Consider the following 15,112-nt stretch of genomic DNA (forward strand, 5'->3'; position numbering starts at 1 on the left):
TTCGAGGACGAACATGACCTTCGAGATGCCTCAATTCGCACTGGCGGCCCCGGAAATCTGGCTCGGGGTGATGGTCTGCGTAGTGCTTGTGGCCGACCTGTTTGACCGCAGTGGCGAAGCGCGTCTTGCTTTCCTGCTGACTCAGTTGACCCTGCTGGTGACCATTGTGCTGGCGTTCTTCACCCACTGGGGGGGTGAGGCGCAGATCACCTTCAACGGCATGTATGTCTCCGACAGCCTGGCGGGACTGCTGAAAGGGGCCATTGCCGCATTGGCGGCGATCACCATCGGGTACAGCCGCGACTACCTGCGGCAGCGATCGCTGTTGCAGGGCGAGTTCTACATGCTGGCTCTGATGGCCACGCTGGGCATGTCGGTCATGGCGTCAGCCTCCAGCATGCTGGTCCTCTATATCGGTCTTGAGCTTCTGTCTCTCAGTCTGTACGCGCTGGTCGCCTTCAACCGCGAGAGCCGCATCGGCTCTGAAGCGGCCATGAAGTATTTCGTCCTGGGGGCGCTCTCCTCGGGCATGCTCCTCTACGGCATGTCGATGATTTATGGCGCCGCCGGCAGCCTGCTGATCTCGGACATCGCCGCGTCGGCGGCGGCCGGTGAGAATCAGCTGCTGATGGCCTTTGGCATGACCTTCGCCCTGGTGGGTGTGGCCTTCAAATTCGGCGCGGCGCCATTTCACATGTGGATACCGGATGTCTACCAGGGGGCGCCCACCGCAGTCACCGCCTTTCTGGGCAGCGCGCCCAAAATCGCCGCACTGGCGTTGTTTCTCCGGCTCCTGGCGGAGGGGCTGGGAGATCTTCATGACCAGTGGCAGGTCATGGCGATCATTCTTGCGGTGGGTTCGCTGGCGGTGGGTAACCTGTTCGCCATCGTCCAGACCAATTTCAAGCGGATGCTGGGCTACTCAACGGTGTCCCACATCGGCTTTCTGTTCCTCGGGCTGATTGCAGGCACCGACGAGGGCTACGCGGCGGCGCTGTTCTACGCCATCAGCTACGGCATCATGGCCGCGGGGGCCTTCGGCATGATCATCCTGCTGTCCCGGCGGGGGTTCGAGGCCGAGATGATCGACGATATGCGTGGGCTCAACGAGCGCCACAGCGGCTTTGCCCTGGTGATGCTGCTGCTGATGTTTTCCATGACGGGGATTCCGGGAACCGTCGGCTTCTACGCCAAATGGCTGGTGCTCCAGTCCCTGGTGGAAGTCGGCCTGATCTGGCTGGCGGTGCTGGCCGTGGTTTTTGCGGTCATTGGCGCTTTCTACTACCTGCGGGTGCTCAAGGCCGTCTATTTTGACCGTTCCGACGAAGCGCCCGTCGCGCTGGAGACGCCGGCCGGGCCGAAGGTCCTGATTGCCGCCAACGGCGGGCTGGTCCTGCTGCTCGGGTTGTTTCCGGACACGCTGATCACCCTGTGCCGGGCGGCGTTCGGTCTATAATTCGGCCATGAGTAACAGCATTGCCATCCCCCTGTTGCTGGTCATCAGTCTGGTGGCTGCCAACCTGCCCTGGGTCACCGAGAAGGTGGCATTTGTGCGCGAGCCCCGCAGCGGATCCAAGTCGGAATGGGTCCGGCTTCTGGAGTGGCTCGGCATGTTTGGCGTGGTCGCGCTGATCGCCGCCGGGCTTGAGATGCAGGCCCAGGGGCAGCTCCAGCCCCAGGGGTGGGAGTTCTGGGTCATCGTCCTGTGTCTGTTTGCGGTTTTGGCGCTTCCCGGGTTTGTGTACCGCCATGACCTGCGGCGGCGATTGATTAAGCGTCGACGCCGCAAACCCTCTTGAAAAAAACCGGGTCGCCCCCTATCCTGTCGCTTGTCGGTTGCGGGGTGGAGCAGTCCGGTAGCTCGTCGGGCTCATAACCCGAAGGTCGCAGGTTCAAATCCTGCCCCCGCTACCAAACAGGCATCTTCGAGAAGGCCGCTTGCGGCCTTTTTTTTTGCCGGCGCCCGGAAGGGGGCTGGCCAAGGGAAATGGGCCTATGGCCCATTTTTTGTTCCGGCCGGAGCCGGAAGCGGAAAGCATGAAAGCGCCTGAACGCGTAACCAAATTGCTGGAGCCGGTGGTCACGGGACTTGGCTACGAGCTGGTCGGGGTGGAGTTTCATCCGGGTCGGCGCCAGGGGACGCTGCGTCTGTACATCGACCGGCCCGAGGGGATCGAGGTGGATGACTGTGCACGGGTCAGCCATCAGGTCAGTGGTGTCCTCGACGTCGAGAATCCGATAGCCGGCGAATACCTGCTGGAGGTTTCTTCACCCGGGCTGGATCGGCCGATTTTCAAGACCGAAGACTACGACCGGTTTGCCGGGGAGACCGTCCATCTGCGGTTGCGTCGACTGCTGGACGGCCGGCGGCGTCATCACGGCCGGCTGGTCGGGTTGCGGGATGATCAGGTGGTGATTCACGAAGAGGGCGAGGAGATTGCCGTCCCACTGACGGAAATTGATCGCGCGCATCTGGAGCTGGAGCCCGAAACGGGCGGCCATCGGGAGAGCAAATAGACGATGAGCAAGGAAATTCTGCTGGTTGTTGATGCCATCGCCAATGAAAAGGGCGTTGAGCAGGAGGTCATCTTCGAGGCCATCGAAGCCGCACTGGCGTCAGCGACCCAGAAGCGGCACGAGGGTGATATCGATGTCCGCGTGGCTGTCGATCGGCGCACCGGCGACTACGAGACCTTCCGCCGCTGGCACGTGGTCGAGGATGACGTCGAGATCGAGTGGCCCGATCAGGAAATCCCGGTGACCACGGCAAAAGAGAGTGATCCGACGCTCGAGGTCGGCAGCGTTATAGAATCGCCCATGGAATCCGTGGAGTTTGGTCGCATTGCCGCCCAGACCGCCAAACAGGTGATTGTCCAGAAAGTCCGCGAGGCTGAGCGGGCCCAGGTGATCGAAGCCTACCGAGACCGGGCCGGAGAACTCATCACCGGCATCGTCAAGCGTGTGGAGCGCGGCAGCGTTTATCTGGATCTTGGCAGCAACGCTGAGGCCTACATTCCCCGGGAGGAAATGATCAATCGCGAAGCGGTGCGGCCGGGGGATCGGCTGCGTGCCTGGTTGCGCGAAGTCCGGGAAGAGGTCCGGGGCCCTCAGCTTTTTGCCAGCCGTTCGGCACCGGATTTTCTGGTTGAACTGTTCAAGCTGGAGGTGCCCGAGGTCGGCCAGGATCTCCTCGAAATCCTGGGGGCGGCGCGGGATCCCGGGCTTCGGGCCAAGATCGCGGTGAACGCCCTGGACACCCGAATTGATCCGGTGGGTGCCTGTGTCGGCATGCGAGGCTCCCGGGTACAGGCCGTCTCCAACGAGCTGTCCGGCGAGCGCATCGACATTATCCTCTGGGATGAAAACCCGGCCCAGTTCGTCATTAATGCCATGGCTCCGGCCGAAGTCGAGTCCATCGTGGTTGACGAGGATCGCCACAGCATGGACATCGCCGTGGGCGAGGAACAGCTGTCCCAGGCCATCGGCCGGGGTGGGCAGAACGTCCGTCTCGCCAGTGAGCTGACCGGCTGGGAACTGAACGTGATGACGGCTGAAGAAGCCGAGGCCAAGAGCGAAGCCGAAGCGGCCGAGCTGGTTGAAATGTTCATCAGCAACCTCGACGCCGAAGAGGAGCTGGCGGCTTTGCTGGTCGAAGAAGGATTCTCCAGCGTCGAAGAAGTGGCCTACGTGCCCACGGCTGAGCTGCTGGAGATCGAAGGGTTTGATGAGGACCTGGTCAACGCGCTGCGACAGCGGGCGCGGGATGTTCTTGCCGAGCGGGAGGCGGCGGTAGCCGCCGAGAATGCACCGGCGGAGGATCTTCTGACCATGGAGGGCATGGATGCCGAGACGGCAGGACGGTTGGCGGCCCAGGGGATTCGCACCATGGAAGACCTCGCCGAGCAGTCCGTCGATGATCTTTTGGAGGTTGAGGGGCTTGATGCCGAGCGCGCCGGCGCGCTCATCATGAAGGCCCGTGAGCCCTGGTTTGCCGCTGACGAAGGCGATCGGGCCTGAGTCCGGGTGCCCGGGACGGAGGAATGGATATGACGCAGAACACGGTCAGAGAGTTTGCAGAGCACACGGGAGTCCCCCTTGAGCGACTGATGACGCAACTCCGTGAAGCCGGGATTGATGGGGATGATCCCGACGCCGAGTTCGCGGAGGCGGACAAGTCGGCTCTGCTGGAGCACATCCGGCAGACCCATGGACGCAAGAGCGGCGATGAAGCCGACGGCGCCCCGTCGCAGATCACGCTGAAGCGACGCAGTCACAGCCAGCTTCGGGTGCCATCCAGTGGCGGAGAACGCCGAGGGGCCCGGGGCACCCGAGCGGGCAGTGGCAAGACCGTCAATGTCGAAGTGCGCAAAAAGCGGACCTACGTCAAGCGCAGTGTCGTCGAAGCGGAAGCGGCGGAACAGGATGCGCAGATTCTGGAGCGGGCACTCAAAACCGACCTGGAGGCGGCGGAGGCCGCCCGGGCGGAGGCCGAGGCCGCCGAGGCTCAGCGCCAGCGGGAAGCCGAGGCAGCGGCCCAGGTCGCTCAGGAGTCTGAAACCTCAGCGACCGAGTCGGCGGCGGATGAGTCGGCGGAGGCGTCCACCAGCGAGGCCGCCGGGGAGCCGGCGGCGACCGTGGCCGACCTCGAGGCGGAGACCCAGAAGGCGGAATCCGAGGCGGCCCGCAAAAAAGAAATCGAGGACGAGAAGGAGCGCAAGCGCCTCGAGGCCGAAGCCAAGCGGGAGCGCGAGGCCGAGGAGCGGGCTCGGCGTAAGGCCGCCCGGGGCAAGGGCAAGGCACGCAAGCGGGCCGAGGCCGGCGGTCGTTCGGCGCGACGGGGTGCCGCGGGCGCAGCCAGTTCCGCGCTGCAGCAGGAATTCGAAAAGCCCACGGCACCTGTCGTACGCGACGTGGACGTCCCTGAAACCATCACCGTGGGTGACCTGGCCCAGCGCATGAGCGTCAAGGCGGCGGATCTCATCAAAGAAATGATGAAGCAGGGCGTCATGGCCACCATCAACCAGGCCATCGACCAGGACACCGCGGTGCTGCTGGTGGAAGAGATGGGGCATCGCCCGCGGGTGGTGCGCGAGGACGACCTTGAGGAAGCGGTGCTGGGGCAGGCCGTCGAGCCGGCCGGTAAGGAAGAACCGCGTTCTCCGGTGGTGACCATTATGGGTCACGTCGACCATGGCAAGACCACGCTGCTGGATTACATCCGTCGGGCCAAGGTGGCGGCGGGTGAGGCCGGTGGCATCACCCAGCATATCGGTGCCTATCGGGTGCAAACCGAGAAGGGCGACCTTACCTTCCTGGATACCCCCGGCCATGAGGCCTTTACGGCGATGCGGGCACGGGGCGCTCAGGTGACCGATGTGGTCATCCTGGTGGTGGCGGCCGACGATGGCGTCATGCCGCAGACCGAGGAAGCGGTTAAACACGCCCGGGCGGCGGGCGTGCCCATCGTGGTGGCCGTGAACAAAATGGACCGGGAAGATGCCGATCCCGACCGGGTCAAAAACGAATTGGCGGCCTTCGAGGTCATCCCGGAGGAGTGGGGCGGTGATACTCAGTTCATCCACTGCTCGGCCCTGAAGGGTGACGGCGTGGACGCACTGCTGGAAGCGGTGGCGTTGCAGTCCGAGCTGCTCGAGCTCAAGGCGGTCCGCGAATGCCCGGCCTCGGGCATCGTAGTGGAGTCCAGCCTGGATCGGGGCCGCGGCCCGGTGGCTACGGTTCTGGTTCAGAACGGTATCCTGCGCCAGGGCGACACGATCATTTCCGGGACCGAATTTGGTCGGGTGCGGGCCATGCTCGACGAGCGGGGTGATCGGATCAAGGAAGCGGGTCCGTCAACGCCGGTGGTAGTGTTGGGGCTCTCGGGGCTGCCGGAGGCGGGCGACGACGTGCTCATGGTGGATGATGAGCGCCGGGCTCGAGAGCTGGCGGACCATCGGCGCGAGAAGAGCCGCGACAAGCGCCTTCAGGCCCAGCAGGCGGCCAAGATGGACGAGCTGTTCTCCCGCATGCAGGACCAGGACGTCATGACCGTCAATCTGGTGGTCAAGGGCGATGTGCAGGGCTCGGTGGAAGCGCTCACCCAGTCCCTGACCAATCTGTCCAATGACGAAGTGCGGATTACTCCGATGGCGACCGGTGTGGGCGCCATTAACGAGTCCGACGTCAACCTGGCCCTGGCCTCGGAAGCGCTGCTGATCGGTTTCAATGTGCGAGCCGATGCCAAGGCCCGTCGCCTGGCGCAGGAAAACGGCGTCGAACTGCATTACTACAGCATCATTTACGACGCCATCGACCAGCTGCGGGCGGCCATCAGCGGCATGCTCGAACCCGAGACTCAGGAGCGCATCATCGGCACCGCCGAGGTCCGTGACGTGTTCCGTTCCTCCAAGCTGGGGCAGATCGCCGGTTGCCTGGTGGTGGATGGCGTGGTCCGTCGCAGCAACCCGATTCGCGTGTTGCGGGACAATGTGGTGGTGTTTGAGGGGGAGCTGGAGTCCCTTCGCCGCTTCAAGGACGACGTCAACGAGGTTCAGTCCGGTACCGAGTGCGGAATCGGAGTGCGCAACTACAACGATGTTCGGGCCGGGGATCAGATCGAGTGCTACGAGCGGGTCACCATCGAGCGCTCCCTGTAAGCGCCGGAGTCGGTCATGGGCAATGATTTTCCACGCAGTCGCCGGGTCGCTGACCAGATACAGCGGGAACTCGCCGAGCTCATTCGGGATGAAGTCCGCGACCCGCGGGTGAGGTCGGTGACCGTGTCCGAAGTGGACGTCACCCGCGATTTCTCCCATGCCAACGTTTATGTCACCGGCCTGGGACAGTCGGAGGCCGACTCCCGGCTGATGGCCGAGGTATTGAACGGTGCAGCCGGTTTTCTTCGCAAACAGCTGTCCCGTCGCCTGCGCCTGCGCACGGTGCCGGCGCTTCACTTCCACTACGATCCGGTGTTCAACCAGGGCGCCCGTCTGAATGAGTTGATCGACCGGGCGGTGTCCGACGACGACGACCGTCAGCGCGACCCGGACTGAACCTCCCGGCCATGGCACGCAAGAGTGGACGCGACGTTCACGGCATTCTGTTGCTGGACAAACCCCCGGGGCAGACGTCCAACCGGGTGTTGAGGCGTGTCAGTCGGTTGCTGGATGCGCGCAAGGCGGGGCACACCGGTAGCCTTGATCCGCTGGCAACCGGCCTGCTGGTGGCCTGCTTCGGCGAAGCTACCAAGCTGAGTGGCTGGTTGCTGGATGCCGACAAGACTTATGTGGCCACGGCCCGGCTCGGGGTCACGACGGACAGCGGCGACGCGGATGGCAGGCCACTCCAGGAGCGAGTCGTTCCACCTTTGGCTGCCGAGGCACTCGAGGAAATCCTTGCCGGATTCCGTGGCGAGCAACAGCAGATTCCTCCCATGTTCTCGGCGCTCAAGCATGACGGGCGACGCCTGCACGAACTGGCTCGAGCCGGGCAGACCGTGGATCGGCCACCCCGTCGGGTGGTGATCCATGAGTTGCGCGGTGAACCGCTGTCCGCTGACCAGCTCCGTCTGGAAGTGCGCTGCTCGAAAGGCACCTACATCCGCAGCCTGGTGGAGGACATCGGTGAAAAGCTGGGTTGCGGCGCTCACGTTGAGACGCTGCGGCGCACCGGACTGGGGCCGTTCCGTGATCCGGCAATGCAGAGTCCTGAAGTGCTGGAGGCCGAGGTGGCCAAGGCGGGATCGGTGGAGAGCGTCGAGCGGCATCTCCTGCCCATCCATCTGGCACTATCCGAGCACCCCTCGGTAGCGCTGGACGGCCCGCGAACCCGGCGTTTTCAGCAGGGCCAGGCGGTCGAGGTGACGGCATCCCCCGACGCTGCCGCGACGGCCCATCCGAGTACGGATTCCATCGTGGCGGTCTTCGAATCGGAGGGCCGCTTTCTGGGAGTGGGCGAATGGGCCGGCGATCATTGGCTCAAACCCCGCCGATTGCTTGTTCACCGAACCCCCGAGGGCTAGAATGCCCCATTCTGTTAAATCAGCAAGTTAACCAGGAGTCATTGATGTCACTCAGCGCCCAGCAGAAGCAGGAGATTGTCCGTGATTACGGACGCTCCGATGGCGATACCGGATCACCGGAGGTGCAGATCGCCCTTCTGACCGCCCGCATCCAGCATTTGACCGAGCATTTCGGTACTCATAAGCAGGATCACCATTCCCGCCGGGGCCTGCTGAAGCTGGTCAACCAGCGCCGGCAGCTCCTCGATTACCTGCACCGCAAGAGCCTCGAGCGTTATCAGTCCGTCATCGAGCGACTCGGCCTGCGCAAGTAAGGCCACCGATCAACAGACCAGGGGTGAGAACGCAGTGACTCCAACCGCCGTTAAAAAGTCCTTCCAGTATGGTGAGCAGACCGTCACCCTGGAAACCGGAAAAATTGCACGTCAGGCCTCCGGTGCCGTGCTCGTCAACATGTCCGACACCGTGGTGCTGGTCACCGTCGTCGGTAAGCGCGAAGAGGTGCCGGGACGCAGCTTCCTGCCCCTGACCGTGAACTATCAGGAACGAACCTACGCGGCGGGCAAGATCCCGGGAGGGTTTTTCAAGCGCGAGGGTCGGCCCTCCGAAAAGGAAACGCTAGTCTCCCGGCTTATCGACCGGCCCATCCGTCCGCTGTTCCCCGAGGGCTTCTCCAACGAGGTTCAGGTGATTGCCACGGTGATCTCCATGAACCCGGAAGTGGACGCCGACATCCCGGCGATGCTGGGTGCCTCGGCGGCACTGGCCATTTCGGGTGTGCCCTTCGAAGGCCCCATTGGTGCGGCCCGGGTGGGCTACAGCAGCGGCGAATTCCTGCTGAATCCGACTTTCAGCCAGGTCGAGACTTCCGAGCTGGATCTGGTAGTGGCCGGTACGCAGGACGCCGTCCTAATGGTGGAGTCCGAAGCGGATCGCCTGCCGGAACAGACCATGCTCGACGCCGTGCTGTTCGGTCACGAACAGATGCAGACCGCCATCAATGCCATTAACGAATTGGCCGCCGAGACCGGTAAGCCGCGCTGGGACTGGGCCCCGGCGCCGGCGGACGAGACCCTCGCGGAGCGGGTGCGCAGCCTGGCGGAGAGTGATCTGACCGCGGCCTACGGCGTGGCCGACAAGCAGGCCCGTCAGGATGCCATTGGCACCGTCCGCCAGCGGGTGCAGGCGGAGCTGGTCTCCGAAGACGACAGCGGGGAGGGCTACAGCGCCGAAGCGGTGAGTGACGCCTTCAAGACTCTCGAGAAGTCCATCGTGCGGGGCCGCGTATTGGCCGGCGAACCGCGCATCGACGGCCGCGATCTGCACACCGTGCGCCCCATCGATATTGAGGTGGGCACTCTGCCGCGGACCCATGGCTCCGCCATTTTCACCCGAGGCGAGACCCAGGCGATCGTGGTGACCACCCTGGGGACCGGCCGCGACGCGCAGATCATTGACGCCATCGAGGGTGAGCGCCGCGAGCCCTTCATGCTGCACTACAACTTCCCGCCCTACTGCGTCGGCGAGACGGGGTTCATGGGCAGCCCCAAGCGGCGCGAGATCGGTCACGGCAAACTGGCCAAGCGGGGCATTCAGGCAGTGATGCCGTCGCCGGAGGACTGCCCGTACGTGGTGCGGGTGGTCTCGGAGATCACCGAATCCAATGGATCGAGTTCCATGGCCAGTGTCTGTGGAACCAGCCTCTCCCTGATGGACGCCGGTGTGCCGATCAAGGCACCCGTGGCCGGTATTGCCATGGGCCTGATCAAGGATGACGACCGGTTCGCCGTGCTAACCGACATCCTGGGTGACGAGGATCACCTTGGCGACATGGACTTCAAGGTCGCCGGTTCCGAGGACGGTGTCACCGCGCTGCAGATGGACATCAAGATCAAGGGCATCACCCGGGAGATCATGGAGCAGGCGCTGGCTCAGGCCCGTGACGGCCGGCTGCATATTCTCGGCCGGATGAACGACGTCATCGCCGAGCACCGGGAAGAGATGTCCGCCTATGCGCCGCGGCTCATCACCCTGCGCATTGACCCGGAGAAGATTCGGGATGTCATTGGCAAGGGTGGCGCGACCATCCGTCAGCTCACCGAAGAGACCGGCACCACCATCGATATCACCGACGACGGCACCGTCACCATCGGTTCGGTGGACAAGGCCGCCGGCGAGGAGGCGCGCCGCCGTATCGAGCTGCTGACCGCCGATGTCGAAGTGGGTCAGGTGTATGAGGGCAAGGTCATCAAGCTGATGGACTTCGGTGCCTTCGTGAACATTCTCCCCGGCCGGGATGGTCTGGTGCATATCTCCCAGATTTCCAACCGGCGGGTGGAGACGGTGGCCGATGAGCTCAGCGAAGGTCAGGCGGTTCGCGTCAAGGTGCTTGAGGTGGATCGCCAGGGGCGGATCCGGCTCAGCATCAAGGCGCTGGAAGAGGCCACCGAAGACTGATCCGGCCGAGTTCCGGATCCAGGCGCCCCGCTCTGCGGGGCGTTTTTTTTTAGAAGGCCCGCTGCTGGCGGCGGAATTCGATCATCCGCTCCTGGGCAGCCACGGCGTCCCCGAGGGTATGGATGGACTCCCCCGGAAGAAGCGCCAGCAGTCGGATGAAAATTTCGGCGGTGGTGAGGGAATCGCCCAGGGCGGTGTGCCGACCGCCCACCCCGACGTCGAGCCGAGCGGCCACGCTCTCCATGGTGTGCTCACCGGTGTGGTCGTGGAGCATAATGGACAGCAGCAGGGCGTCCAGGGTGGGGTTGGCGAAAGTGATTCCGCAGATGCGCTGCTTCAGGCGCAGAAAACGCATGTCGAAGGCGATGTTGAACCCCACCAGAACGGCATCGCCGGCGAAGGCATGGAAACGCCGGATGACTTCTTCCACCGGAGGCGCCTCCGCCACATCTTCTTCGTGGATGCCGTGAATGCTGCTGGCCAGCGCCGGGATGCTCCGGCCGGGATTGGCCAGCAGCTCAAAGGTTTCGCCGTGCATCACCTGGCCCCGATGGATTCGCACCGCGCCGATGGAGACGATTTCATCGCCCTGGCTGGGTTCGAGGCCGGTGGTTTCACAGTCAAACACCACGAAGTCCAGATCCCGAAGGGGGGTTTCCTTTGCCGTGCCCAGTGGACGGGTGTCTTCGTCCATGGCGAAGTCGTAAACCTCCGGGCGGGGCGGGACCACGGCCTGCGACTCCATTTTTTCGGGGGCCCCCGGCAGAGGCAGTCGAAGCAACGCCCGGCCGGTCCGTGACAGATCCGGTTGGCTCCAGGCGGTGGTGTCGTGGCGCTGCAAGACCTCCCGCAGCGTAACCGTGCCCCCCACATCATCGAGCCCGGCATCCAGCCACTCATCCAGGTGATCCGCAGAGACCACATCGCCGGACCAGTTCATGTCCACGTACACGAGACTGCCTTCCTCACGGCCCGACAGGGCCACCGCCGTGACCCCCAGATCGCGGCGTAGCCGCATTAACAGCGCTTCGATGACCTGATACAGCAGGTAAGGCTCCGCCGATAACCAGACATCGGCGCGGCACTGCAGGCGCGGCAGGCTTTCCGGGCCTCCGGCCTGACGGATGCCATTGACCAGGCTGCCAAGATGAACATCTTCCAGGCGCCAGTTCGCCGTCAGGGCTGAGGAGGTCTCCCGGGACAGGTGGGCAAACCGTTCCGTCAATTTGTCCCGTTCTTCACTGATGATGTCGGTGAACTGGCCGACCTCCTGCTGCAACCCATGCTGATGGGCCAGTCGCAGGCTCTCCGTGGCAGCGCCCAGACTGGTGAGCGGGTTACGCAGGCTCTCGACGGCCGCCCGGAGCGCCTGTTCCCGACGCAGGGACTCCCGGGTTTCCCGGGAAACGTCCTGCAGGGTCATCACAAACCCCGAGGTGTCCGGATCCTCGGTGATCAGTCGGGCCACCCGGCAGCGGAGAAGACGCTCGCCACTGGCGGTGGCGCAGACCAGTTCGGCATCACTGGCAGCGCCCTCGCTGGTGAGCAGATCCAGGGTATGGCGCAACGGACCCTCGTTGAGCACTTCACCCACCCGCCGTCCCAGACCGAGGGCGGGTTCGGTGGAGAGCAGGTCGCGGGTGGTTCGATTGTAGAGCCGAATATGGCCCTCGGTGTCGCACACCATGACGCCTTCCCGAATTTCGCGAAGGATGGTCTCCAGCCGGGTTTTGCGGGCCTCAACCTTGGTGGTCCATGCCGCCGCAGCGGCTTCCAGGTCACGTCGCGAGCGGGCGATGCTAGCGGCCAGCGTGGACAGCGTATCCGGGAGGCGCTCCAGCCAGTGGCTGCCGCTCAGTTCCAGTCGGTGACCGGGGTTGGTGCCGGCCATGATTTCAGCGCCACGGATGGTGGCCACCAGCGGTTTGGCCAGACGCCGGTCGATCACCACGCCAATGATCAGGAGAAGGGCGGTGGGCAATCCCAGGGCGACGCCCAGCCAGGCAATTGGCACGGGCGGCCCGGTTGGCAGCCAGGCCCACGCACCCAGGGTAATCGCCCACTGCAGAAAGATCGCTCCGGCAATGGCCAGCCAGCACCGTCGTCGCAGGCGTGGCAGCCGGAACGCCCTCATGGTTCAGGCGGCCTCTCGGACCAGCTCCTGTACCCGTCCCAGGACTTCGGTGGGATTGAAAGGCTTGACGATGAAATCCATGGCGCCAAGGGAAATCGCTTTCTGGCGTTCCATGGCCAACTCCTGGGTGGTCAGCATCAGCACCGGAAGATGACTGCAGTGGGGCAGGGCCAGCAGGGCCTGGCAGAGCTCATAGCCGCTGCGGTCCGGCAGCGCGGTATCCAGGAGCACCAGGTCCGGCTGACACGTCTCGACGCTGTCCAGGGCTTCCCGAAAACTGCAGGCGGTCTGAACATTGAAACCGGAGTGTGCCAGAAGAAAACCCAGGCAGGCGCTGATGTTGGCTTCGCTGTCGACGATCAGAATATTTTTATACATTTTGACGCTTCGATGCCCGGGGCATCGCCTCCTCCTCATTTTCTTCCCAGTATAGGGTATTCCCGCGGGGGTTTGTCGAGGTAATCTGCTGAAAATCCTCGAGGAAAAGCCAGAGTAAACCCATGGACCACGCTGAAGCCGACACCGGTCGGTCCGAAATCGCCCGCGATTTTCTGGATTCCCAGTCCCCCTTCGATCGATTCACCCGTCGCTTGAAGTCCTACTTTCTCGACCAGTGTGAGGTGTGTCGGTTCAACCGGGGCGAGGCCATTCTTGAACCCGGGGATGGACGGGTCGGGTATTTCTTTCTGGTGGTGGAGGGCCGGGTCAAGGCGGAGCGCCCGGGTGTGACTGAGGCCGGCGAAGAGCGCTTCGAGCTGGACAGTGGTGACAACTTCCCCATGGCGGCGCTGCTCGGGCAGCGGGCCACCCGCACCGTGTACACCGCCGCCACCGATGTCACCTGCCTGCGGCTGCCGGCTGCGGCCTTTGAGTATCTGCTCGGCCAGAGCCCGGAATTCCGCGATTACTGCCTGCGGGGGGTCAGCAGCCTGCTGGACCAGATGCAGCGGGATATCCAGCAACACGCGGCAGGAACGTTGGGTGGGGACTCCTCACTGGATACGCCCCTTGGCAGCATGATGCATACCGACCCCGTGGCCTGCACCCGGGAGTTGAGCATTCGGGATGCGGTGGAGCGGATGCATCAGCGCAAGGTGGGCAGCATGCTGGTGGTGGACGGTCGCGGTGCGCCGTTGGGGATATTCACCCTCCACGATCTGCGGACGGTCATCGCCCAGGGTGTCGATCTGGGGGCGAACATCGGCGAGGTCATGACCCCTGACCCCTGTGTGTTAACCACCGATACCTATGCTTTTGAAGCCGTGGTGGAAATGGCCCGGCGTCACATTCGGCATATCGTGATCGCCGATCAGCGGGGACGCCTCGCCGGGGTGATCTCCGAGCGGGACATTTTCGCGCTCCAGCGCATCAACCTGGTTCATCTGGCACGGGCCATCACCAGTGCCGATGACGTCGAGTCGCTGGTGCGGGCCCGGGATGACGTGGGGCCGCTCATCGACACCATGATGGCCCACGGCGCCGGTGTTGAGCAGATCACCCGCATCATCACGCTGCTTAATGACCGGACCGTGACCCGCGCCATTGAGTTGTGCCTGGCCGACCATGGCGACCCGGATGTGTCCTTTACCTGGATTGCCTTTGGCAGTGAGGGGCGCAGTGAGCAGACCCGGGTGACCGATCAGGACAATGCCATTCTCTTTGACCCGGGCAGTGAGTTCGCGGATAGCGTCCGGGAGCGGCTGCTGCCGCTGGCCCGGGAGATCAATGAAGTGCTGGATCGCTGCGGATTCAGCCTGTGTACCGGCAACATCATGGCCAGCAACCCGGCTCTCTGCCTGAGTTTTGACGAGTGGGAGTCAACCTTCGGGCGGATGATTGCCAGTGCTACGCCGGAAAATCTGCTCAAGTCCACCATCTATTTTGACTTCCGATCCGTGTGGGGGGATCTGACGGCCGGGGATGCACTGCACACCCGCGTGGTGGAAATGGCCTCCCGGAACCGGGTTTTCCTGAAGACCATGGCGGGCAACAGCATGGCGATCAAGCCGCCGCTGGGCATGTTTCGGGACTTCTCCACCGAAAAGGACGCCGATGGCGTCAATCGTCTGGATATCAAGGTGCGTGGTCTCACGCCGTTTGTGGACTCGGCCCGGGTGCTGTCCCTTGAGGCGGGCATCGCCGAATCCAACACTCCCCATCGACTGCGTGGCCTCGCCGAGGCGGGCTTCCTGACACGGGAGGATGCCGGGGCATTCGAGCGCTCGTTTGCGTTCATTCAGTTGTTGCGGATGCGTGAGCATCAGCGCCAGGCGGCAGCGGGTGAGACCATGGGCAATCGGCTTGATCCCGACGCCCTCAACCCCATGGATCGGCGCATCCTCAAGGAGGCGTTCCGTGAGGCCCGCCGGTTGCAGAAAAAGCTGGAAGTCCGCTATCAGCTCTGATCCCGTTTCAACCCAACCATGAAAAAACCCGGGGCCATGGCCACCGGGTTTTTTTGGGACTGGCACCCGATTCGGGTGCCAGTGGTCAAGGCAGAC

The 15,112-nt window shown here is 63.7% G+C and carries 12 protein-coding genes and 1 tRNA gene; 11 read left to right on the forward strand and 2 right to left on the reverse strand.

The window, feature by feature from the left end; all coding sequences use genetic code 11:
- Positions 1-13: 13 nt before the first annotated feature.
- From nuoN to pnp, 10 genes are all read left to right on the forward strand, one after another.
- Positions 14-1,456 carry an NADH-quinone oxidoreductase subunit NuoN gene (nuoN, locus tag GJ672_RS03150; protein ID WP_154295829.1) on the forward strand — a complete coding sequence of 481 codons (1,443 nt, stop codon included), beginning with the start codon at positions 14-16 and terminating at the stop codon, positions 1,454-1,456.
- Between the two features lie 7 nt (positions 1,457-1,463).
- Positions 1,464-1,799, forward strand: coding sequence for a DUF2818 family protein (locus GJ672_RS03155; RefSeq protein ID WP_154295830.1), 336 nt, complete (start codon positions 1,464-1,466; stop codon positions 1,797-1,799).
- 38 nt (positions 1,800-1,837) lie between these two features.
- A tRNA-Met gene (locus GJ672_RS03160) sits at positions 1,838-1,914 on the forward strand.
- Between the two features lie 123 nt (positions 1,915-2,037).
- Positions 2,038-2,517, forward strand: coding sequence for a ribosome maturation factor RimP (gene rimP / locus GJ672_RS03165; RefSeq protein WP_154295831.1), 480 nt, complete (start codon positions 2,038-2,040; stop codon positions 2,515-2,517).
- 3 nt (positions 2,518-2,520) lie between these two features.
- A complete protein-coding gene (gene nusA, locus GJ672_RS03170; protein ID WP_154295832.1) occupies positions 2,521-4,017 on the forward strand; it encodes a transcription termination factor NusA in 1,497 nt (498 codons plus the stop codon).
- 29 nt (positions 4,018-4,046) lie between these two features.
- Positions 4,047-6,656, forward strand: a complete 2,610-nt coding sequence (infB, locus tag GJ672_RS03175; RefSeq protein WP_154295833.1) for a translation initiation factor IF-2 — start codon at positions 4,047-4,049, stop codon at positions 6,654-6,656.
- Positions 6,657-6,671: 15 nt separating this feature from the next.
- Positions 6,672-7,052, forward strand: a complete 381-nt coding sequence (gene rbfA, locus GJ672_RS03180) for a 30S ribosome-binding factor RbfA (RefSeq protein WP_154295834.1) — start codon at positions 6,672-6,674, stop codon at positions 7,050-7,052.
- Positions 7,053-7,063: 11 nt separating this feature from the next.
- Positions 7,064-8,020: a tRNA pseudouridine(55) synthase TruB gene (truB, locus tag GJ672_RS03185; RefSeq protein ID WP_154295835.1), complete on the forward strand. Its 957-nt coding sequence runs from the start codon at positions 7,064-7,066 to the stop codon at positions 8,018-8,020.
- Between the two features lie 44 nt (positions 8,021-8,064).
- Positions 8,065-8,334, forward strand: coding sequence for a 30S ribosomal protein S15 (gene rpsO / locus GJ672_RS03190; RefSeq protein WP_154295836.1), 270 nt, complete (start codon positions 8,065-8,067; stop codon positions 8,332-8,334).
- Positions 8,335-8,368: 34 nt separating this feature from the next.
- Complete coding sequence (pnp, locus tag GJ672_RS03195) at positions 8,369-10,477, forward strand: polyribonucleotide nucleotidyltransferase (protein WP_154295837.1); 2,109 nt, start codon at positions 8,369-8,371, stop codon at positions 10,475-10,477.
- 49 nt (positions 10,478-10,526) lie between these two features.
- On the opposite strand, the gene GJ672_RS03200 is transcribed toward pnp, so the two are convergent.
- Positions 10,527-12,611: an exonuclease domain-containing protein gene (locus tag GJ672_RS03200; protein ID WP_154295838.1), complete on the reverse strand. Its 2,085-nt coding sequence runs from the start codon at positions 12,609-12,611 to the stop codon at positions 10,527-10,529.
- A gap of 3 nt (positions 12,612-12,614) precedes the next feature.
- Positions 12,615-12,989 carry a response regulator transcription factor gene (locus GJ672_RS03205; protein WP_195759538.1) on the reverse strand — a complete coding sequence of 125 codons (375 nt, stop codon included), beginning with the start codon at positions 12,987-12,989 and terminating at the stop codon, positions 12,615-12,617.
- 122 nt (positions 12,990-13,111) lie between these two features.
- On the opposite strand from GJ672_RS03205, the gene GJ672_RS03210 reads away from it, so the two are divergent.
- Complete coding sequence (locus tag GJ672_RS03210) at positions 13,112-15,016, forward strand: putative nucleotidyltransferase substrate binding domain-containing protein (protein ID WP_154295840.1); 1,905 nt, start codon at positions 13,112-13,114, stop codon at positions 15,014-15,016.
- Positions 15,017-15,112 lie beyond the last annotated feature (96 nt).

This window comes from Spiribacter sp. 2438, from assembly GCF_009676705.1.
Lineage (GTDB): Bacteria > Pseudomonadota > Gammaproteobacteria > Nitrococcales > Nitrococcaceae > Spiribacter.

What these genes read in the sequence shown, in the direction of transcription:
- truB (WP_154295835.1), top strand. Translation starts at nt 7,064, where the DNA reads ATGGCACGCAAGAGTGGACGCGACGTTCACGGCATTCTGTTGCTGGAC.
- GJ672_RS03205 (WP_195759538.1), bottom strand. Translation starts at nt 12,989, where the DNA reads ATGTATAAAAATATTCTGATCGTCGACAGCGAAGCCAACATCAGCGCC.
- rpsO (WP_154295836.1), top strand. Translation starts at nt 8,065, where the DNA reads ATGTCACTCAGCGCCCAGCAGAAGCAGGAGATTGTCCGTGATTACGGA.
- nusA (WP_154295832.1), top strand. Translation starts at nt 2,521, where the DNA reads ATGAGCAAGGAAATTCTGCTGGTTGTTGATGCCATCGCCAATGAAAAG.
- rbfA (WP_154295834.1), top strand. Translation starts at nt 6,672, where the DNA reads ATGGGCAATGATTTTCCACGCAGTCGCCGGGTCGCTGACCAGATACAG.
- infB (WP_154295833.1), top strand. Translation starts at nt 4,047, where the DNA reads ATGACGCAGAACACGGTCAGAGAGTTTGCAGAGCACACGGGAGTCCCC.
- GJ672_RS03210 (WP_154295840.1), top strand. Translation starts at nt 13,112, where the DNA reads ATGGACCACGCTGAAGCCGACACCGGTCGGTCCGAAATCGCCCGCGAT.
- GJ672_RS03155 (WP_154295830.1), top strand. Translation starts at nt 1,464, where the DNA reads ATGAGTAACAGCATTGCCATCCCCCTGTTGCTGGTCATCAGTCTGGTG.
- GJ672_RS03200 (WP_154295838.1), bottom strand. Translation starts at nt 12,611, where the DNA reads ATGAGGGCGTTCCGGCTGCCACGCCTGCGACGACGGTGCTGGCTGGCC.
- rimP (WP_154295831.1), top strand. Translation starts at nt 2,038, where the DNA reads ATGAAAGCGCCTGAACGCGTAACCAAATTGCTGGAGCCGGTGGTCACG.
- nuoN (WP_154295829.1), top strand. Translation starts at nt 14, where the DNA reads ATGACCTTCGAGATGCCTCAATTCGCACTGGCGGCCCCGGAAATCTGG.